Source organism: Mycobacterium sp. (genome assembly GCF_032162105.1).
In the GTDB taxonomy this organism is placed as follows: Bacteria; Actinomycetota; Actinomycetes; order Mycobacteriales; family Mycobacteriaceae; genus Mycobacterium.
In genome coordinates this window covers 1-20,085 of record NZ_JAVRPS010000379.1, presented here as the reverse complement: position 1 = coordinate 20,085, position 20,085 = coordinate 1, and the positions used below count along the sequence as shown (strand labels likewise).

General features: G+C 69.0%; 18 protein-coding genes and 1 pseudogene. 2 read left to right on the top strand and 17 right to left on the bottom strand.

Features of this window, described 5'->3' with window-relative positions; all coding sequences use genetic code 11:
- The 17 genes and pseudogenes from QOC69_RS19275 to QOC69_RS19195 all read right to left on the bottom strand — a co-directional run.
- Positions 1-101, bottom strand: a pseudogene (locus QOC69_RS19275) (YggT family protein); the annotation flags it as partial.
- Between the two features lie 108 nt (positions 102-209).
- Entirely contained in the window at positions 210-860 is a 651-nt protein-coding gene (locus QOC69_RS19270; RefSeq protein WP_526442476.1) for a cell division protein SepF, read from the bottom strand.
- A 65-nt stretch (positions 861-925) separates the two neighbouring features.
- Positions 926-1,678, bottom strand: a complete 753-nt coding sequence (locus QOC69_RS19265) for an alanine racemase (protein ID WP_526442474.1) — start codon at positions 1,676-1,678, stop codon at positions 926-928.
- Complete coding sequence (gene pgeF, locus QOC69_RS19260; protein WP_526442472.1) at positions 1,675-2,376, bottom strand: peptidoglycan editing factor PgeF; 702 nt, start codon at positions 2,374-2,376, stop codon at positions 1,675-1,677. Before pgeF ends, QOC69_RS19265 begins: the two co-directional genes overlap by 4 nt.
- Positions 2,377-2,479: 103 nt before the next feature.
- Entirely contained in the window at positions 2,480-3,622 is a 1,143-nt protein-coding gene (gene ftsZ, locus QOC69_RS19255) for a cell division protein FtsZ (protein WP_526442470.1), read from the bottom strand.
- A 190-nt stretch (positions 3,623-3,812) separates the two neighbouring features.
- Positions 3,813-4,787, bottom strand: coding sequence for a cell division protein FtsQ/DivIB (locus tag QOC69_RS19250; RefSeq protein ID WP_526442468.1), 975 nt, complete (start codon positions 4,785-4,787; stop codon positions 3,813-3,815).
- Positions 4,784-6,187 carry a UDP-N-acetylmuramate--L-alanine ligase gene (murC, locus tag QOC69_RS19245; protein WP_526442483.1) on the bottom strand — a complete coding sequence of 468 codons (1,404 nt, stop codon included), beginning with the start codon at positions 6,185-6,187 and terminating at the stop codon, positions 4,784-4,786. Before murC ends, QOC69_RS19250 begins: the two co-directional genes overlap by 4 nt.
- A gap of 38 nt (positions 6,188-6,225) precedes the next feature.
- On the bottom strand, positions 6,226-7,431 hold the full coding sequence (gene murG / locus QOC69_RS19240; protein WP_526442466.1) for an undecaprenyldiphospho-muramoylpentapeptide beta-N-acetylglucosaminyltransferase: 1,206 nt from the start codon (positions 7,429-7,431) through the stop codon (positions 6,226-6,228).
- Between the two features lie 11 nt (positions 7,432-7,442).
- A complete protein-coding gene (gene ftsW, locus QOC69_RS19235; RefSeq protein ID WP_526442480.1) occupies positions 7,443-8,921 on the bottom strand; it encodes a putative lipid II flippase FtsW in 1,479 nt (492 codons plus the stop codon).
- Between the two features lie 220 nt (positions 8,922-9,141).
- Positions 9,142-10,221 carry a phospho-N-acetylmuramoyl-pentapeptide-transferase gene (gene mraY, locus QOC69_RS19230; RefSeq protein WP_526442464.1) on the bottom strand — a complete coding sequence of 360 codons (1,080 nt, stop codon included), beginning with the start codon at positions 10,219-10,221 and terminating at the stop codon, positions 9,142-9,144.
- Positions 10,218-11,717 carry a UDP-N-acetylmuramoyl-tripeptide--D-alanyl-D-alanine ligase gene (locus QOC69_RS19225; protein ID WP_526442462.1) on the bottom strand — a complete coding sequence of 500 codons (1,500 nt, stop codon included), beginning with the start codon at positions 11,715-11,717 and terminating at the stop codon, positions 10,218-10,220. The genes mraY and QOC69_RS19225 overlap by 4 nt, the downstream gene beginning before the upstream one ends.
- Positions 11,714-13,246 (bottom strand): UDP-N-acetylmuramoyl-L-alanyl-D-glutamate--2,6-diaminopimelate ligase, encoded by a 1,533-nt coding sequence (locus QOC69_RS19220; protein ID WP_526442460.1) that lies wholly within the window; start codon positions 13,244-13,246, stop codon positions 11,714-11,716. Before QOC69_RS19220 ends, QOC69_RS19225 begins: the two co-directional genes overlap by 4 nt.
- A gap of 42 nt (positions 13,247-13,288) precedes the next feature.
- Positions 13,289-15,196 (bottom strand): peptidoglycan D,D-transpeptidase FtsI family protein, encoded by a 1,908-nt coding sequence (locus QOC69_RS19215; RefSeq protein ID WP_526442458.1) that lies wholly within the window; start codon positions 15,194-15,196, stop codon positions 13,289-13,291.
- On the bottom strand, positions 15,193-16,245 hold the full coding sequence (gene ftsL / locus QOC69_RS19210) for a cell division protein FtsL (RefSeq protein ID WP_526442456.1): 1,053 nt from the start codon (positions 16,243-16,245) through the stop codon (positions 15,193-15,195). Before ftsL ends, QOC69_RS19215 begins: the two co-directional genes overlap by 4 nt.
- Positions 16,242-17,387: a 16S rRNA (cytosine(1402)-N(4))-methyltransferase RsmH gene (rsmH, locus tag QOC69_RS19205; protein WP_526442454.1), complete on the bottom strand. Its 1,146-nt coding sequence runs from the start codon at positions 17,385-17,387 to the stop codon at positions 16,242-16,244. Before rsmH ends, ftsL begins: the two co-directional genes overlap by 4 nt.
- A complete protein-coding gene (gene mraZ, locus QOC69_RS19200) occupies positions 17,362-17,793 on the bottom strand; it encodes a division/cell wall cluster transcriptional repressor MraZ (protein ID WP_184446087.1) in 432 nt (143 codons plus the stop codon). Before mraZ ends, rsmH begins: the two co-directional genes overlap by 26 nt.
- A gap of 389 nt (positions 17,794-18,182) precedes the next feature.
- Positions 18,183-18,587 (bottom strand): SCO2097 family morphological protein, encoded by a 405-nt coding sequence (locus QOC69_RS19195; protein ID WP_526442452.1) that lies wholly within the window; start codon positions 18,585-18,587, stop codon positions 18,183-18,185.
- A gap of 264 nt (positions 18,588-18,851) precedes the next feature.
- Here QOC69_RS19195 and QOC69_RS19190 point away from each other — a divergent pair, with 264 nt between their 5' ends.
- Positions 18,852-19,397: a GNAT family N-acetyltransferase gene (locus QOC69_RS19190; protein ID WP_526442478.1), complete on the top strand. Its 546-nt coding sequence runs from the start codon at positions 18,852-18,854 to the stop codon at positions 19,395-19,397.
- Positions 19,398-19,424: 27 nt separating this feature from the next.
- Positions 19,425-20,085, top strand: a 661-nt coding sequence (locus tag QOC69_RS19185) for an LppM family (lipo)protein (RefSeq protein WP_526442450.1), incomplete at its 3' end; no start/stop codon positions are given.

The window sequence follows — 20,085 nt, the reverse complement described above, 5'->3', positions numbered from 1 at the left end:
TCGCGACTGAAGGAACGAATGAATTCGACAACGACCCGGGCGATGAGCAGCAGCCAGAAGACGAACAACGCGAAGCCCAGAATCTCGAAGAACAGGGCCAACTGGGCGACCTCACTCCAAGCTGTGTGACATTGAATACAGGTAGGCATACAGGCGGTACGACAAGCGATTTGCCGCCAGCCTACCCGTCCCCGATGAGACCGCTCGACCTACTGGTAGGCGTAGAACCCGGCCTCCGCGATACGCCTGCGCTCGTCGGCGCTGACGTCGACGTCCGCGGGCGAGAGCAGGAAGACCTTCGTCGCGACCTTGTCGAAGGAACCGCGCAGCGCGAACGCGAGGCCGGCGGCGAAGTCGACCAGGCGCTTGGCGTCGGCGTTGTCCATCGACACCAGGTCCATGATCACCGGGGTGCCGTCGCGGAAGCGTTCACCGATGGTGCGCGCCTCGCTGTAGTCCTTGGGGCGCAGTGTGGTGATCTTCGACAGCGGGCTGCCCTCGTCGAACAGCGCCGCCATCCGGCGGGGCTCCATGGCCACCGACCCGCGGGTGGCGCCGCGCAGAGTGTTGAAGCGCGGGCGCTCGGCGCCGGCCCTGCCGCGGAAGGGTGCCTCGTCGTAGCCGCCGCGGTAGCCGGCCGGGGCATCGGCGAATTCGCGCTCGAACTCGCGGGTGCCGATGCGCTCGTCGTAGCCCCTGCTCTCCAGGCGCCCGTAGCCGTCGTCCTCGAAGCGCTCCTCGCGGGGGCGGCGGGAAGAGTAGGGCCGCGATGAACGGTCCTCGTCGTCGTAGTACTCGTCGTCGTAGTCGTCCATCGGTGCCATACCGAAGTAGGCCTTGACCTTATGCAGTGTGCTCATCGGAGACCCTTCTGATGACTGAGGTTCTGTGTTGTCTGTGATGAAGATGTGACTGGAGTGACTACTCAGGGTGACGTTAGAGGACGTTGCCCCAGAAGGGCGGTACCGACACGCACACAGGTCGAGCCGTGTTTGACCGCCGTCTCGAGGTCCCCCGACATGCCTGCCGAGAGACCGAGCCGTTGCTGGTAGAAGGTCTGTACCCGGTCCAGCTCGGCTTCCAAACGCGCGAAGGACTCGCCCGCATCGGCGTCAAGGGGCGGGATCGCCATGAGGCCGACGAAGTCCAGCCCGGCGGTCTCGTCGGCGAGCGCGCACAGCTCGTCCACGAGGTCCGCACGACTGACGTCCACGCCGCCGCGGGCCGGGTCGCCGTCGAGGCTCAATTGGAGATAGACCCGCAGGGGTGCGCTACGCCGTCCCTCTTCCAGCGCCAGGGCCGCCGCCCGGCCAAGCGCACCGAGCAGGGCGCCGCTGTCCACCGAGTGCGCGGCGTACGCCCACGCCGCGACGGTGCGCGCCTTCTTGCGCTGGATCGTGCCCACCATGTGCCAGCGAACTACGGGCACTGGCGCTTCATCAGACAAAAGCGCCGCCACTTCGGCGACCTTATTCGACGCTTCCGGTTCGCGTGATTCGCCGAATGCGGTGCATCCGAGTTTGGTCAGGAGAATTACATCGGAGGCCGGAAAGAATTTGGTGACGGGGAGTAATTCAATTTCTCCGGCGGCGCGCCCCGCTGCCGCCGCGGCGCGCTCGAGACGCGCCCGCACCCCGGCCAGCGACTCGGCGAGTTCGGCTTCCCGCGGCGTGATCATTCCATCCACACCAATGACGCCAGCCGTCCGGTCGGCGCACCCCGCCGGTGACTGAACAGGGCGTCGTCCTCGATAGTGCAACGCGGGTCGACGGCGATCGACGGGACGCCCAATTCCTTGAGTTGCCTTGTGATTCCGGCCCTGAGGTCGATACCGGCCGTGCCACGGGAGGTCGTGGTGCGGCTGCCGGGCAGCGTCGCCTCCACGTCGGCGGCCATGGCCGCGGGCACCTCGTAGTTGCGACCACTGGCGGCAGGACCGAGCAGCACGGAGATGTCCGCGGCGTGCGCACCCGCCCGCAGCATCTCCTCGACCGCGCGGACCACGACACCGTTCTGTGCGCCGACGCGGCCCGCATGCACGGCGGCCACCACGCCGGCACGAGCGTCCGCCAATAAAACCGGGACGCAATCGGCGGTTACCACCGCCAATGCCAATCGAGGTTTGGTCGTCACCAATCCGTCGGCATTGTCGACGGTGTGGCCGGGCCCGTCCACCGTCACGACCCGGTCACCGTGCACCTGGTGCATCCAGACGATGCGGTCCGTCAGCCCGATCCCTTCGGCGAGACGTCGTCGGTTGGCCGCGACCGCGTCGGGGTCGTCGCCCACGTGGTCGCCCACGTTGAAGCTGTCGAACGGCGCCGACGAGACACCGCCCGCACGGGTGGTGGTCACGCGCCGGATGGAGTAGCTCATGTCGTCAGTATCCGGACCCCCGCGAGCAGACGGAAAAGTACCCGAAACGCCGCGAATGTGGGCACTTTTGTTGGAGCCGCTTGCGGACTGCTCGCGCGGAGGATCAGTGGCGCATGAAGGGCGGCACGTCGACGTCGTCGTCGTCATCGCCGCCACCGCCGCCGATGCTCACCGTCGCCCCGTTGGTGTGCAGCGGCACACTCGCCGGATCGACCGGTTCGAAGACCGGCGAGGTGACCTTGCCTGCCTTGCCGGGGGCGATGCCCTGCCCCGCGCCGACGACCGGCTTGCGGCTCGGACCCTGGGCGTCGAACCCGGCCGCGATGACGGTGACGCGCACCTCGTCGCCGAGCGAGTCGTCGATGACGGTGCCGAAGATGATGTTGGCCTCGGGATGCGCGGCGTCCTGCACCAGCGATGCCGCCTCGTTGATCTCGAACAGCCCGAGATCGCTGCCGCCGGCCACCGACATGAGCACGCCCTGAGCGCCCTCCATCGACGCCTCGAGCAGCGGTGAGTTGATCGCGATCTCGGCGGCCTTGAGCGCACGGCCGTCGCCACGCGCCGCGCCGATGCCCATCAGGGCGGTGCCTGCGCCCGACATGATGCCCTTGACGTCGGCGAAGTCCACGTTGATCAGGCCCGGCGTGGTGATCAGGTCGGTGATGCCCTGCACGCCGTTGAGCAGCACCTCGTCGGCGCTGCGGAACGCGTCCATCAGCGAGACGGCGGCGTCGCCCATCTGCAGCAGGCGGTCGTTGGGGATGACGATGAGGGTGTCGCAGCTCTCCCTCAACGAGGAGATGCCCGTCTCGGCCTGATCGCTTCTGCGCTTGCCCTCGAAGGAGAACGGCCGGGTCACCACGCCGACGGTGAGCGCGCCCAGCTTGCGCGCGATCGTCGCGACGACCGGCGCACCTCCTGTGCCGGTGCCACCGCCTTCGCCAGCGGTGACGAACACCATGTCGGCGCCGCGGAGCAGCTCCTCGATGTCGTCCTTGGCGTCCTCTGCGGCCTTGCGTCCGACCTCGGGGTCAGCGCCTGCTCCGAGTCCGCGGGTGGAATCACGGCCGACGTCGAGCTTGACGTCGGCGTCGCTCATCAACAGGGCCTGGGCGTCGGTGTTGATGGCGATGAACTCCACGCCCTTCAGACCCTGTTCGATCATCCGGTTGACGGCATTCACGCCGCCGCCACCGATGCCGACCACCTTGATGACGGCGAGATAGTTGTGCGGGGGCGTCATGGGTCGTGTTCCTCCCTGGATTGCTTCGTGGTGCAGGAACTCCCTGTCGCAAACCCTCAACCTCAACCATAGGCTTAGAGTTATGTCAAGTAGATCCGTGCAAAAAGAACGGTAGGGCGAGCACGCGGGGTATCCGTGCAGGCGCGCCGACGATTTCCGCGCATTTTCCGGGTTTCTCCGGACCGTGCCGCTACTTGACCGTCGGCAAATCCGGGCTGGACACGTCGTAGGTTCGACCGGGCTGGGTCAGCAGGGCCCCCAGCTTGAGGGCCTTCTCCTCGGTTCGGTCGGTGGTCCCCCAGATCACCTCCCTGCCGTCGACGAGCGTCAGGGTGATCGACGCGACCGAAGGCGCGGCGATGCGAGTCACTTGACCCGACACCTCGGGCCGCAGCGCAAGCAGAACCTGCAGGGCCGCCTTCGTGGGGTCGTCACTCGGGCCAGGGGTGTCGGCGTCCAGATACGGCAGCCCCGGCGGCGGCGGTGCACTGGCGAAGTCCACCCCGTCGCGGTCGAACAGGTGCGGGCCGTCGGGATAGTCCTTGACCACCACGGGGATGCGCTCGGCGACGGTGATGCGCACTGTCGAGGGGTATTCGCGTTGCACCCTGGCACTGGCCACGCGCCGGATGGTCGCGACCCGCTCGGCGACGGCGTCGGTGTCGATCTGCAGCAGTGGCGTCCCCGGCACGATCGCGGCGGCCTGAGCGACTTCCTCCTCGCTCACCGTAGTCAGGCCGGTGATCACGGTGACGCGGGCGGCCATGATGGGAGTGAAGTACAACAGCAGGCCCAACCCGACCGCCACCACGCTTGCCACCGCCGACCACATCAGCACCTTGAGACCCCGAATCAGGCCTCGCGCAGGGGTTTTCGTCTGATCGGTCGGTTCTCCCACGGCCCGCTTCTTGGCCTCGCGGCGAGCCTGCTCGATTGCGGTCGCCCTGGCCTGGGCCATGCGGCGTTCCTCACGCTCGCGCCTGGCCCGACGCCGAGGGCCCTCGACGTCCGGTTCGGGGGCGGTCTCATCCGAGCAGGCGGAATCGACGTCATCGGCGGTCTCGACGGTCTCGGCCGTTTCGGCCGGTTCACCGGGGACGGGGTTCCCGGCGCCCTCGTCTGCGCCATCGCCTGCGCCCTCGTCGGTGTCGGTGGGGCCGGTCATCGCGACTGCGGCCCCGGCGCGCGGCGGTTGGCCTCCACCTGCAGAGCCGCCAGGATCTCCTGTCCGAGGAGCGTGACGTCGCCCGCACCCATCGTGACGATGACGTCGCCGGGCCGGGCCGCCGCAGCGACGATCCCGGCGACCGTGGAGAAGTCGGGCAGGTAGCGCACACGGGCCGTCACGTGCTCGGCGATGCTGGCGCCGCTGATCCCGGCCAGTGGAAGTTCGCGGGCCGCATAGACATCGAGCACGAACACCTCGTCGGCGGCGGACAGCGCGGAGCCGAACTCACGGGCGAAGGTCTTGGTCCTGGAGTAGAGGTGGGGCTGGAAAACCACGATCGAGCGGGACTCCCCCGCGACACCGCGCACGGCCTCGAGCGTCGCGCGGACCTCGGTCGGATGGTGCGCGTAGTCATCGAAGACACGGACACCCGCAGACGTGCCAACCGACTCGAAGCGGCGCCGCACGCCCTCGAACCCTGCGAGGCCGTCGAGTACCGAGTCCGCGCTCCCGCCGACTTCCGTTGCCGCGAGCACCGCCGCCAACGCGTTGAGCGCCATGTGCCTGCCCGGCACCGCCAGTCGCATTCCGCGGGGATGCGACTCGCCGGCCAACTGAATGGTCGCCACGCCGCCCGTGCCCTGCTGTTCCCAATTCAGCAGGGCCCCAGCAAGATTCGGATCATCGCCACTGCCGTAACGGAGCACCCGCACACCGCCTGCGGCGGACCGCTCGGCCAGCGCGGCGGCACCGGGATCGTCGGCGCAGACCACCAGCGCGCCGCCGGGCCGCAGCCGCTCGACGAACTGGTCGAAGACCGCGCCGTAAGCCTCGGCGCTGCCGAAGAAGTCCAGGTGGTCGGCCTCGATGTTGGTCACCACCGCGACGTCCGGGGTGTACTCGAGCAGCGAGCCATCGCTCTCGTCGGCCTCGGCGATGAAGGACGTGCCGCTGCCATGGTGGGCGTTGGTGCCTGCCTCGCCGAGGTCGCCCCCCACCGCGAACGATGGATCGAAGCCGACGTGCTGCAACGCGACGATGACCATCGACGTGGTCGTCGTCTTGCCGTGCGTGCCGGTCACCATCACGGTGGTGTAGCCGTCCATCAGCCTAGCCAGCACCGCAGGCCGCATGATCACCGGGATGCCGCGGCGGCCCGCCTCGACGAGTTCGGGGTTGGTCTTCGGGATGGCGGCGTGCGTGCTGACCACGGCAGTCGGCCCGCCGGGCAGCATGTCGAGGGACGACGCATCGTGGCCGATCCGGATCTGCGCACCGCGGGCACGCAGCGCGGCCAGCCCGCGGGACTCCTTGGCATCCGAGCCCGATACCTGCCCGCCGCGGTCCAGCAGGATGCGGGCGATGCCCGACATTCCCGCTCCCCCGATGCCGACCATGTGGACCCGCTCCAACTCGGCGGGCAGCGCCGGGACCGTCACCGCGACCCCCTCCGGAACGCCTTCCCGGGTCGCTTCGCTCCTGCCCTCCGAAACGCGCTCGCGACTTCGAGCGCCACGTCCGCAACCCGTTGCGCGGCATCGCGATGACCGGCCAGCGCCGCCGATGCCGTCATCGCCGCCAGCCGGGGCGGGTCACCGAGCAGTCCGGCCACGGTGTCGGCGACGAACGCCGGGGTCAGGTCGGCGTCGTCCACGATGAGGCCGCCGCCCGCGTCGACCACGGGGAGCGCATTGAGCCGCTGCTCGCCGTTGCCGATCGGCAGCGGCACGTACATCGCGGGCAGGCCGACGGCGCTGACCTCGGCGACCGTGATCGCGCCGGACCGGCAGATGGCCAGGTCGGCGGCGGCGTAGGCAAGATCCATCCGGCTCAGGTAAGGCACCGCGACGTACGGCGGATCGTCGGCGGCGGGCGCGCGAAGATCGAGCACGTTCTTCGGCCCGTGCGCGTGCAGCACCGAAACACCGGCCGCGGCAAGAACTTCTGCGGCGCCGGCGACGGCACGGTTGATCGATTGCGCACCCTGGGACCCACCGAACACCAACAGCACCCTGGCGTCGTCGGAGAAGCCGAAGTGGGCGCGCGCCTCGGCGCGCAGCGCCGTCCGATCCAGCGACGTGATCGTCGCCCGGACCGGAACCCCGACCACCTCGACGTGGCGCAGTCCCGGATTCGGTACGGCGGACAGCACGCGTCGCGCCGAGCGGGCACCGACCCGGTTGGCCCACCCCGCGCTCGCGTTGGCCTCGTGGACCACCACCGGCACCCGGCGCCTGCGCACGCCACCGCGGGCGGCCAGATAGGCGGGCAGGGCGACATAGCCACCGAAGCCGATGACCACGTCGGCAGCGACGTCGTCGAGCACCGCACGCGTCTGCCGAACGGCCCTGCACACCCGCAGTGGGAGCCGAATCAGGTCACCCGATGGTTTCCGCGGCAGCGGCACCGGGGTGATGAGTTCGAGGTGGTAGCCGCGCTCGGGCACCAACCGGGTCTCCAATCCACGCTCCGTGCCAAGCACCGTGATCCGAATGCCCGGATCGAGCGCCATCAGGGCATCGGCCACGGCCATCGCCGGCTCCACGTGCCCCGCGGTACCTCCACCTGCGAGAACGACCGAAATCCCCCGAGGAGCGGAAATCCCGCGGTCGCTTCGCTCCTGCCCCCGGGGAGCGGACATTGCGGGGTCATTCACCCGTGACGCTGGCCTTCCAGTGAGCGAGCCCGACGGCCCTGTTCGCGCTGACGGCCTCCATGATGCCCTGAGCGCCGCACCGGTCGATCGGCCGCCTGGGCAGTTCGCCTCGGGTCGTCCTTGACCGGCGTGCGCCAGGGCTTCGACTTTGCCTTGGCCTCGGGCTTCGACTTTGCCTTGGACTTGGGCTTCGGTTTGAGTGCCGCCTGCGCCTTGGGCCGGGTCCGCAGCCGGTCGCGCGCCACCTCCAACCGGCTGGGTGAATAGTGGTCGGGAACGGGCAGCCGCAGCAGCCGGTTCACCCGGTCGTCACGTCCGGCGCGCAGTGCGGCCACCGCGTCGGGCTCGTGCCGCGCCGCGTTGGTCATCACGCCCATCATCAGAAGCGTTGTGGCCGTGGAAGTTCCGCCCGCCGAAATCAGTGGCAACTGCAGGCCGGTGACCGGCAGCAGCCCAACCACGTAGCCGACGTTGATGAAGACCTGGCCGAGCACCCACAACGTCGTGGTGGCGGTCAGCAGGCGCAGGAACGGATCGGCCGAGCGCCGCGCGATCCGCATGCCGGTGTAGGCGAACAAGCCGAACAGGAGCAGCAACCCGACCGCCCCGACGAACCCCAGTTCCTCCCCGATGATCGCGAAGATGAAGTCGTTGTGCGCGTTGGGCAGATAGTTCCACTTCGCGGTGCCCTGGCCGAGGCCGTCACCGAATATGCCGCCGTTGGCCAGCGCATACCGGGCCTGCCGGGCTTGATACCCCGAACCCTGGGAATCGGCGCCGGGGTTGAGCCAGGACTGGACGCGATCGGATCGGTAGCCCTCCGACACCGCCAGCACGGCCGCCGACAGCATCACGGCCACCAGGGAGCTGACGAACACGCGCAGCGGCAGTCCGGCGTACCACAGCAGTCCAAGCAGGATGATGCCGAGTGACACCGTCTGCCCGAGGTCGGGCTGCAGCACGATGAGGAACAGCGCCAGCACCGCGCCAGGCACCAGGGGGAAGAGCATCTCGCGCAGTGACGCGCGTTCCAACCGGCGCGCCGCCAGGATGTGCGCCCCCCAGATCAAGAACGCGATCTTGGCCAACTCGGAGGGCTGCATGGAGAACCCGGCGACGACGAACCAGCCGCGGGAGCCGTTGGCCTCCTTGCCGATTCCGGGGATCAGCACCAGAACGAGCATGACGATCGTGATGACGAAGCCTGGGAAGGCCAGCCGCCGCATCAGGCTCACCGGTATCCGCAGGGCCATGTAGAACGCGATCAGGCCGACGAAGGTCCACAACACCTGTTTGGCGAAGATCACCCATGGCGAGCCGTCCTCGTCGTACGAGTGCACCCCTGAGGCCGACAGCACCATGGTCAGACCCAAGGTGACCAGCAGCGCCGCCACCGCGATGATCAGGTGGAAGGACGTCATCGGACGGCTCAGCCAGACGCCGAATCGAGTGCGCGGGACGGTGTCGGTCTGCACCGGCGCAGCCTGGTCGGAGGCGCCATCGGCGCCGCCGCGCCGCAGCCGCAATCGGGCAAGGATCGTGCTCACCGCCAGCTACCTGACCACATCAATCACAGCAGTCACAGAAGCAACAGCAGACTCGTTTGTCCCTTGCACCCCAAAATCCTCCCCCGTCACCCCCGTATCGACGGGTACATCCGGCGCGTGTCGCGAAATGCACGCGCACTAGCGCTGGCTAAGCGCCGACGGTGGCCAGCCATTCGCTGTAGAAGAGCGCGACGCCGAGACCGCACGCGATCGCCGTCAACAACCAGAACCGGATGATCACCGTGGTCTCGGCCCACCCGACCAGCTCGAAGTGATGGTGGAAGGGCGCCATGCGGAACACCCGCCGGCCAGTGGTGCGGAACGCCATGATCTGCACGACGACCGAGGTCACCTCGGCGACGAACAGCGCTCCGAGCACGATGGCGAGTGTCTCGGTGCGGCTGGTGACCGACAGACCCGCGATGATGCCGCCCAGAGCCAACGACCCCGTGTCACCCATGAAGATCTTGGCGGGGGGCGCGTTCCACCACAGGAACCCGATGCAGGCGCCCGCTGTTGCCGCGGCGACGAGCGCCAGATCCAGCGGGTCGCGCACGTTGTAGCAACCCAGTCCCGGGGCGGTGGCGCAGGCGTTGCGGAACTGCCAGAAGGTGATCAGCACGTAGGCGGCGGTCACCATGGCCATGGCCCCGGCGGCCAGCCCGTCCAAGCCGTCGGTGAAGTTCACCGCGTTGGACCACGCGCTGACCAGAACCACGACGAACAGCACGAACACCGTCGGCGCCAAGGTCACCGTGGCGATCTCGCGTACGTACGACAACTCCGCGCTGCCGGGTGTCAGCCCGTCGGAGTTGCGGAACTGCAGCGCGAGCACCCCGAACAGCACCGCGGCGGCCAGCTGGCCGACCGTCTTCGCGGTCTTGTTCAGGCCGAGGTTACGCGAGCGGCGGATCTTGATCATGTCGTCGACGAACCCGACGGCGCCCAGCGAGGTGGCCAACCCCAGGACCAGCAGGCCCGACGCGGAGGGACCGCGACCGTCGAGCGCGAGCCCGACCAGGTGGGTGCCCAGGTAGCCCGCCCAGATGCCTGCCAGGATGGCAACGCCGCCCATCGACGGTGTGCCGCGCTTCTTGTGGTGGCTTGGCGGCCCGTCTTCACGGATCTCGTGGCCGAGCCCCTGGCGGGTGAACAGCCGGATCAGCGCGGGCGTCAGCAGGATCGACACCGCCAGCGCGATGCCGACGGCGATGAGGATCTGTCTCATCGAGTCGAGTCCCCGACGAGTGCGTCGGCCAGCGCGGCGAGACCTGCCACCTTCGATGCCTTCACCAAAACCACGTCCCCCTCGCCCAGTTCGGCCCGTAACAGCGCCAACGCGGCGTCGGCATCGGCGACCATGGTTGACTCACTCCCCCACGATCCCTCCATCACCGCCCCCTGGTGCATCGCGCTCAGTGACCTCCCGGTTCCGACGACGACGAGTCGTGACACATCTAAGCGCACGGCCAGTCGACCGATGCTGTCATGCTCGGATATCGCGTCGTCGCCGAGTTCGGCCATCTCGCCAAGCACCGCCCAACTGCGGCGGCGGTCGGCACCGTCGGCTGCAGGAGACCGAGCCATCCAGGCCAGCGCCTTGAGCCCGGCCCGCATCGAGTCCGGGTTGGCGTTGTAGGCGTCGTTGATCACGGTCACCCCGTCGCTTCGGGTGCTCACCTGCATGCGGCGCGCCGACACCGGACCGGCCGCCGCGAGTGCCGCGGCGACCTGATCCAGGCCCGCCCCGCACTCCAGCGCGACCGCAGCCGCGCACAGCGCGTTGGACACCTGATGGTCGCCGTGCACCGCGAGTTCGACCGGCACCTCACCGGGAGCGGCGTGCAGCGTGAATCGCGGCCGGGCCACCTCGTCGAGGGTGACGTCGCTGGCCCAGACGTCGGCGCCAGGCGAACGCGACACCCGGACCACGCGCGCGGCGGTGTCGTCCGCCATCGCGGCCACCGCGCTGTCATCGGCGTTGAGGATCACCACACCTGACGCCGGAACTGCTTGCGGCAGTTCGGCCTTCGTCGCGGCGATGGCCTCGCGCGAGCCGAACTCACCGAGATGGGCGGTGCCGACGTTGAGCACGACGGCGATCGACGGCGGCGCGATCCTGGCCAGCGCGGCGATGTTGCCGCGGTGGCGCGCCGACATTTCCAGGATCAGATAATCGGTGTCGGTGGTCGCGCGCAGCACCGTCCACGGGTGCCCCAACTCGTTGTTGAACGAGCCCGGCGGCGCCACCACCGCACCCAGAGGGCTAAGCACTGCGGCCAGCAGGTCCTTGGTTGACGTCTTTCCCGACGAGCCGGTCACCCCGATGATCGTCAGGCCCCCGGCCACCAGTTCGGCCGCCACCGCGGCGGCCAGCCGGGCCAGCGCGGCCAGTACCGCGGCACCGGACCCGTCGGTGTCGTGTTCGAGGACGCTCGCGCTCGAGTCGACGTCGGTGCCCGCGGGTTTCACCACGACGGCGGGCACGCCAACGGGGCGGGCGGCGAGCACCGCCACCGCACCGGCGGCCACCGCGGCGGCGGCGAAGTCGTGCCCGTCGGACCGCGCGCCGGGGAGTGCCAGGAACAGTCCACCCGGGCTCAGCGCGCGGGAATCGAACTCGACGGTGCCGGTGACCCGGGTGGCTTCGGCGTCCCGGGGCGAGACGTCGGCCAGGTCGCCGCCCACGATGTCGGCGATCTGCGCGAGGGTCAGGTCGATCACGCGCGATGCCCCAGTACTTCGAGCGCCCTGGCCAACTCGCCGCGGTCATCGAACGGCCGGGTCTGGCCCCCGCTGGTCTGGCCGGCCTCGTGGCCCTTGCCCGCGACGAGCACGACGTCGCCGTCTCGGGCCCAGCCCACCGCGTGCTCGATGGCCTCCCGCCGGTCACCGATCTCGACCACGCTGGTCGCGGGCCCTGCCACGGCCTTCGCCCCCGCCAAGACAGTCGCGCGGATGTCGGCCGGGACCTCGTCGCGCGGGTTGTCGTCGGTGATCACGACGAGGTCGGCGAGTTCGGCCGCGACCCGGCCCATCGGTTCGCGCTTGCCCGCATCGCGGTTGCCGCCCGCCCCAAAGACCACGGCGATGCGACCAGGGGTCTGCTCGCGCAACGTCTCGAGCACCGCCCGCAACGCGCCCGGCTTGTGTGCGTAGTCGACGAGCGCAAGGAACCCCTGGCCGCGGTCGATCGGCTGCAGCCGGCCAGGCACGGCGGCCGTCCGCAGGCCGGGCGCGGCCGCCTCCGGTGACACCCCGACCGCGTCAAGAAGCGCCACCGCCAGTAGGCAGTTGGCGACGTTGTAGCGACCGGGCAATCCGATCCGAAGGCCGTGGTGCACGCCAACCGGGTCCACGGCCACGAACTGCTGGCCGCCCCGTTCGACGTCGTGGATGTCCTCGGTGCGCCAGGTCGCCTCGCGGTTCACGATGCCGACGGTGACCGGCCGGTCTGCCAGCGCCGCGATGGTCAGGCCCGCTTCGTCGTCGACGCACACCACGGAAACGTCTGCGTGGGTTGATGACTGGGGATCGAAGAGCCGCGCCTTGGCATTGAGGTAGTCCGCCATAGTGGGATGGAAGTCGAGGTGGTCACGCGACAGATTGGTGAAGCCGCCGACCGCGAAGTGCAGGGCATCGACCCGGCCCTGCGCCAACGCGTGGCTGGACACCTCCATCACCACGGTGTCCACCCCGCGTTCGGCCATCAGGGCCAGCAGCGCCTGCAGATCGGGTGCTTCAGGGGTGGTCAACGCGCTGGGCTCGTCGCGGCCGTCGATCCGGATCCCCACCGTCCCGATCAAACCGGCCACCCGCCCGGCCGCACGCAGGCCTGCCTCGACCAGATAGGAGGTCGTGGTCTTGCCGGACGTTCCCGTGACGCCGATGACGCGCATCTGCCGCGACGGGTGACCGTAGACGGTGGCGGCCACCTCGCCGAGCACCGTGCGCGGCGACGGGTGAACCAACACCGGCACGCCGACGTCGGAACCGAGCACCTCGACGCCGTCCGGATCGGTGAGCACGGCGACGGCACCACGACCCACGGCGTCGCGCGCGTACCCGGCCCCGTGCGCCGACCCGCCGGGCAACGCGGCGAACAGGTCACCGGTCCCGGCGTCCTGGCTGCGCAGCGTCACCCCGGTAATCGGGACTCCGGACGCATCCGAGCCCGGTGCGGTGACCGCACACACATGCTCCGCCAGCGACGCGAGGTCTTCACCAACGGGGTGGCTGGGACGCAATTTCATGGCCATGACACAGTACCGGCCCGGTTGTTGGCGCCCCGTCGCTCAGGCTTGCAGGGTCAGTGGCGGGCCCGGGTCCGGCGACAGCGGCACGTTCTCCCTCTGTAGCAGCCAGGCGTCGATGTTGTGGATCAGCGGTGCTGCCGTCGTGCCAGGCGACCCGTCAGCCGTGCGGTGCGGATTGTCCATCATCACGCCAACGACGTAATGGGGATCGTCGGCGGGCGCCATGCTGGCGAAGGTGATCCAGTAGACGTCGTCGTAGTAGCAGCCGCACCCAGGGTTGATCTGCTGTGCCGTTCCGGTCTTGCCAGCGATCTGGTAGCCCTCGACCGCGGCCCCCGAGCCGGTGCCCTGCTGGGTGCCCTGCGGGTCGCGCTGGGTGACGGCCCGCAACATGTTGCGCACGGTCTTTGCCGTCTCCGGGGACACCACCCGCACCCCTTCGGGCCGCGGTTCGTCGGTCCGCGTGCCGTCGGCCGCGATGGTGGACTTGATGATGCGGGGCGGAATCCGGAGCCCGTCGTTGGCGATCGCCTGGTACATCCCGGTCATCTGCAACAGTGTCATCGAAAGACCCTGTCCGATGGGCAGGTTGGCGAACGAGCTCCCCGACCACTGGTCGATCGGCGGGACCAGGCCCTCGCTCTCACCCGGTAACCCGACGCCGCTGCGCCGCCCGAGGCCGAACCGGTCGGCCATGTCGGCCCAGCGTTCCGGGCCGACCCGCTGGGCCAGCATCAGCGTGCCGACGTTCGAGGACTTGCCGAATATCCCGGTGGTGGTGTACCCCGTGACGCCGTGCTCCCAGGCGTCATGGACGGTGATGCCGCCCATGTCGATGGCGCCGGGTACCTGCAGCACCTCGTCGGGGTTCGTCAGACCGAACTCGATGGCCGAGGAGGCGGTGATGATCTTGTTCACCGAACCCGGCTCGAACGGCGAGGACACCGCGAGGTTGCCCAGTTCGCGGTCAGCCTGCCTGCCGATGTCCTGGCTCGGGTCGAAGGTGTTGTCGTTCGCCATCGCCAAAACCTCTCCGGTCTTGGCGTCCAGCACGACGGCGGACACGTTCTTGGAGCCGGACAGGGCCTTGGCCTGCTGCACCTGCTGCTGGACGTAGAACTGGATGTCGTCGTCGATGGTCAGCTGAATGGTCGACCCGTCCACCGAGTCGTGGCGATTGCGGTAGCTGCCAGGGATGACCACGCCGTCGGAGCCGCGGTCATAGGTGACCGACCCATCGGTGCCAGCCAGCTTCGCGTCGAGCGAGTCCTCGAGGCCAAGCAGCCCGTGCCCGTCCCAGTCGATGCCGCCGACGATGTTGGCGGCCAGCGATCCGCCGGGGTACTGACGGATGTCCTGACGTTCGGCACCGACCTCGGGGTACTTGGTGGTGATCGCATCGGAGATCGCGGGATCAACGGCGCGGGCCAGGTAGACGAAGGAGTCCTTGCCGGTCAGCTTCTTGAGGATGGTCGCGGTGTCCGGCTTGTTGTTCAGCAGACCGGAGACGCCCGCGGCGATCTCCGCGAGCCGCTTGGCCGGGTCCGGCGCGCTTGGCGTCTTGGCCTTGGTCTCGGCGAGCTGCTTCTGGACCTTGATCGGCTGGAAGGTCAGCGCGCGGGCCTCGATGGTGAACGCCAGCTTGTCGGCATTGCGGTCGACGATGCTGCCGCGCACGGCCTTCTCGACATCGGTGACCTTGAGCTGACCGGCGGCCTCGGCGCGCAGGCCCTCCGCCTTCGACACCTGGAGGTTGAACAGCTGCACGGCCGCGACCACCAGCAGCAGCGCGACGACGGAGTTGCCGACCCGGTGCCGGAAGACGAAAGACGCACTGCGCAAACCGGTGTCGGCCGCCGGCTCGCGGGTGCGGCGGGCACGCGCGGAATGCGACTGGTCGGTCCGTGACTTCGCCGCGTCCGGCTTCTTGCGGTCGTTGCGGCTCATGCGGCGGGGCCCGGGACCGGCGCGACCGGGATCTCGGCACCTGGTGGCGGCCCCGGCAGCGCGGGCGCCAGCGGTGCGGCGAGGTGCGTGGTGTCACCAGCCACTGGAATGCCGGCGGGAGCCGGAACGGGCGCAGGAACTGGCGCCAGCGCCGGGTCCACCGGGACGGGCGCGGCGCCCGGGGCGGCCGGGGCAGCCGGGGCAGCCGGGACCTCGGCCCCGGGGACCGCCGCCGGGGCGGCGGGGACAGCAGGGCCGGCCAGCGCCGCGGCGGGGACGGGCACCTCCGGATTGGGCAGGGGCACGGGTCTCGGCGGTAGGTGGACCGCCACCTCGCGGGGTTCGATCACGCGCGGCGCAGGCGGGGCCGGCGCGGCGGGTGGAGCGTCCTCGGGTAGCGGCGTGTTAAGCGGTGGCGGCGGAACTCCTTGGGCCGGTTTGGGAGTGCCCACCACCATCCAGTTGCCCGCCGGGTCCTGCACCAGGTGCGCGGTGTCCTTGGACGGGATCATGCCGAGCTCGCGTGCGGCCTCCGCCAAGGCAGGTGCGGCCTGCGCCTCGAGGACGTCGCGCTCCAACGCCTCCTTCTGCTGAAGCAGGGCCTGATTGGTCTCGCGGACGTGGCCCAACTGATACGAGCGCTCCGCAGCGTCGGTCGACAGCCACAGCGTGACGGCGAGCCCGAGGCCCAGCGCCCCGATCACCAGCACCACGAACGGCACCCTGGTGACGAGCCGGCGGGGGTCGAGTTCGATCGACGCCAGTCTGACTAGCAGTCGCTCGCGCAGTGGCGGCCGAACGACCTTGGGCGCCTTGGCCTTGCGGGCGTTTGCGCGCGCCTTGGCCTGAGCGGCGTTCTTCGGCCGGGCGGGCCCTTCAGTGATCCTCGGGATCGGGCTGGTCTGCGGCGCCGAGCGTGGCGGCCGCTGCTCCCGCGTCGCGCGACGGTTGCGCGGCGGCGCGTCCTTGGCACGGCGCTGGATGGGTTCGCGGGTGCCGCGGCGGCGCTCCTCTCTGTTGCGTACTGGTTCGGGTCGCTTGGCCATCACGAAACTTCCCTTCTGACAACCTTTTCCAGAGCTCGGAGTCGAACGGATGCGCTACGCGGATTGAGTTCGATCTCGGCGCCGTCCGCCTTCTCGGCACCACGGGTCAGTGACACGAAATCCGGCTCGTGGCCGGGCAATTCGATCGGCAGGCCGGCCGGCGTGCGGGACGCCGTCGCGACGGCGAACAGACCCTTGACGATCCGGTCTTCCAGCGACTGATAGGCCATGACGACGATGCGCCCGCCCGCCGACAATGCCGACATCGCAGCGGGAACCGCCTCGCTCAGCGATTCGAGTTCGGCGTTGACGGCGGTGCGCAACGCCTGGAAGGTGCGCTTGGCCGGGTGACCGCCGGTGCGGCGGGCCGGCACCGGGATGGCGTCGTACAGCAGCTCGACGAGCTCGCCGGTGGTGGTGAACGGTGTGCGGGCGCGCCGCCGGACGATCTCGCCGGCGATCTTCGAGGCGAAGCGCTCCTCACCGAACACCCGCAGGATCCGCGTCAGCTCCCTGGCGTCGTAGGTGTTGATGATCTCGGCGGCGGTTAATGGAGCGTCGGGATCCATCCGCATGTCCAGCGGGGCGTCCTTGGAGTAGGAGAAGCCCCGCTCGGCGCGATCCAACTGCATCGACGAGACGCCGAGGTCGAACAGGACGCCATCGACGGCTTCGTCGTCACGGTCGGCCCAGTAGCCGTCGTAGCGGGTCCGGACGAGCGTGACCCGGTCACCGAACGTCGCCAGCCGCTCGCCCGCGATACCCAATGCAGTGGGGTCGCGATCGAGGCCGACCAGCCGCAGCCCTGGCAGATCGGTGAGGAACCGCTCGGCATGGCCGCCCGCGCCGAGCGTGGCGTCGACCAGGACGGCGCCGGCACCGTTGGCATCGTGTCGGGTCAACGCGGGTGTCAGCAGTTCGACGCAGCGGTCGAGCAGGACCGGGACGTGTCCGTGATCGTCAGGCATCGCCGCACCTTCGCTTCGCTCCAGCCCGCTGCCGAAGGCCCTTGCAACGAGGTCCCTGTCCGAGGTTGCGGACCTGGCGTTGGGGAAGTACGCCAGGGCCGGTTCGGGCAGAGGCCACGTTGCACGGGCCGTGTCCGGCACAGCGGCCGGGTCAAATGATGTCGCGCAGAGTTTCATCGCTGGCCGCGGAGAAGTTTTCTTCGTGTGTCTCCTGGTAGTCCTGCCAGGCCTGGGCGTCCCAGATCTCCAGGTACTGAATCGAACCGATCACCACGCACTCCTTGGTCAGGTTTGCGTACCGGCGGTGATCGGCCGTCAGGGTGATGCGGCCTTGTGCGTCGGGATGTTGTTCGTCGGTGGCTGCGGCCAGGTTGCGCAGGAAGGCGCGGGCTTCCGGGTTGCTCCGCGACGCCTGTGTCAGCCGGTCCGCCAATGCCTCGAACTCGGCGCGCGGGTAGACGGCGAGGCTGTGATCTTGGCTCTTGGTGACCATCAATCCTCCTGCCAGCGCGTCGCGGAACTTGGCGGGCAGCGTGAGCCGCCCCTTGTCGTCGAGTTTTGGCGTGTAGGTGCCGAGAAACATCCCGCCACCTCCAGCCACTCGGAGCCCCGGTCGCTCCGATGCACGCCACTTTACCCCACAATCCCCCACTTCGCTCCATCTGCTGGCAAAAGTTTGGGCGCATGCCCCACCGTTCACCACCGACCAGTCACTTTTCGGACGCGCGTCGATGACGCCGCGTCGCACGCAGACGTGAAACCGCAGCTAGACGTGCTCAAACACGGGAGTGGGGCTCAGTGGGGCGTCTCGCCTGCCGACTGGCCTAGCCGCCGGGAATCCGGCGTGTCGCTCCACCCGGCTCGACGCCGGGAGGCAAACCGAAAAGCAAAGGCCACCGACTAACCAAGAGAAGGTGGCGAAGGAGTTCAGGGGCAGCTCCCGCGGAAGCTACCCCTGAACCAACGAGCGGATCACTCGTCGAAGCGCCTGCGGAACCGGTCTTCCATGCGATTGGTGAACGAACCGCCGGAGCCCTTCGACTTCTTCTGCCGCGGCGCACCGGATTCCGAGCCAGGACGATCCTTGCCACCGGCGACCCGCGGTCCGGTGATCGCGTACACCACGCCGCCGAACATGATCACGAATCCCACCACGGACAGAATCGGCAGACCGCCGATCCAGGTGGCCCGGAACGCTATGCCGGAAACCAGCATGGCCAGGCCGATTACGAACAGCGATGCACCCTGCAGCCGGCGCCTGGCCGACGGGGCACGAAGGTTGCCACCACGAACGCTCGAGGCGAACTTGGGGTCCTCGGCATAGAGAGCGCTCTCGATCTGGTCGAGCATGCGCTGCTCATGATCGGAGAGTGGCATCCGTGCCTCCCTTTTGCCGCGTCCGTCACGATTGTCAAAACCGTCGTGTGTGCTCGGGTGTCCGAGCGCCTGACAGTAATGATACGAGCTCGATCTGAGCCGTACCACCTTGTTCAGTGCCCGATTGTACGGCGTTCACCACACCCGCCGAGCCGCCATGCCAATGACCGAAGAGTGACCGGATAATGGCATCGACTCCGCACTCCAGACCGCGAGGGGCACCAAGGGTTGTCGACGATTCTCATCGAACTGTCGCCAGGCGACATGGCCAGGCGCCTCGGCGACGCGCTCGGCGTCTACGTCGACGCGATGCGGTACCCGCGCGGCACCGAGGAGCAACGTGCCTCGATGTGGCTGGAACACACCCGCAGGCGGGGCTGGAAGGCGGTGGCCGCCATCGACGCGCCCAACGCCGACGCCGAATTGGCCGAGGCCCCCATGCTCGGTATCGCCTACGGCTACTGCGGCGCACCCGATCAGTGGTGGCAACAACAGGTGGTCGCAGGCCTGCAGCGCGGCGGAACCGACAGCTCACACATCGCTGCGCTGATGACCAGCTACTTCGAGCTCACCGAGCTGCACATTCATCCCCACGCTCAGGGCCGGGGTCTCGGCGAAGCCCTGGCCCGACGGCTGCTCGCCGGACGCGGGGAACCGCACGTGTTGCTCTCCACACCGGAGATCAACGGTGAGTCCAACCGCGCGTGGAGGCTGTATCGCCGGCTCGGCTTCACCGACGTGATCCGCGGCTACCACTTCGCAGGCGACCCCAGGCCGTTCGCCATCCTCGGCCGGTCACTGCCGCTATAGCCCCGGTACATCTGGCACGATGACCGAGTGCCCGACCGCCGGAGCCGAACCATAGGCCGCACGCCACGCCGCAACCGGGTGCTGGCCCTGCTCCTGCTGCTGGTGATCGTCCCAATGGCGGTGGGCTGCGTGCGGGTGCGTGCGTCGATCACGGTGTCGCCCGACGACCGGGTGTCCGGCCAGATCATCGCGGCCGCCAAACCGCGCAACGACGACGACAAGGGACCGCAGCTCCTCAACACGCTGCCGTTCAGCAACAAGGTGTCCGTCTCGAACTATCAGCGCGACGACTACGTCGGCACCCAGGCGGTGTTCTCCGACCTGACCTTCGCCGAACTCCCCCAGCTGGCGAACATGAATCGCGATGCGGCGGGTGTCGACATCTCCCTGCGGCGCGCCGGTGACCTGGTGATCCTCGATGGGCGTGCCGACCTGACGTTGCTGAACGACCCGGACGCCGACGTGTCGCTGAGCGTGTCGTTCCCCGGAGAGGTGACGTCGACCAACGGCGATCAGATCTCCTCGGACGTCGTCGAATGGAAGCTGCGGCCCGGCGTAGTGAGCACCATGAGCGCCCAGGCGCGCTACACCGACCCGAGTGCCCGCTCGTTCACCGGTGCGGCGCTCTGGCTCGGCTTTGCGGCGTTCGTAGTGGCAGGCATCATCGCCGGGGTCGCGTGGATGAGCA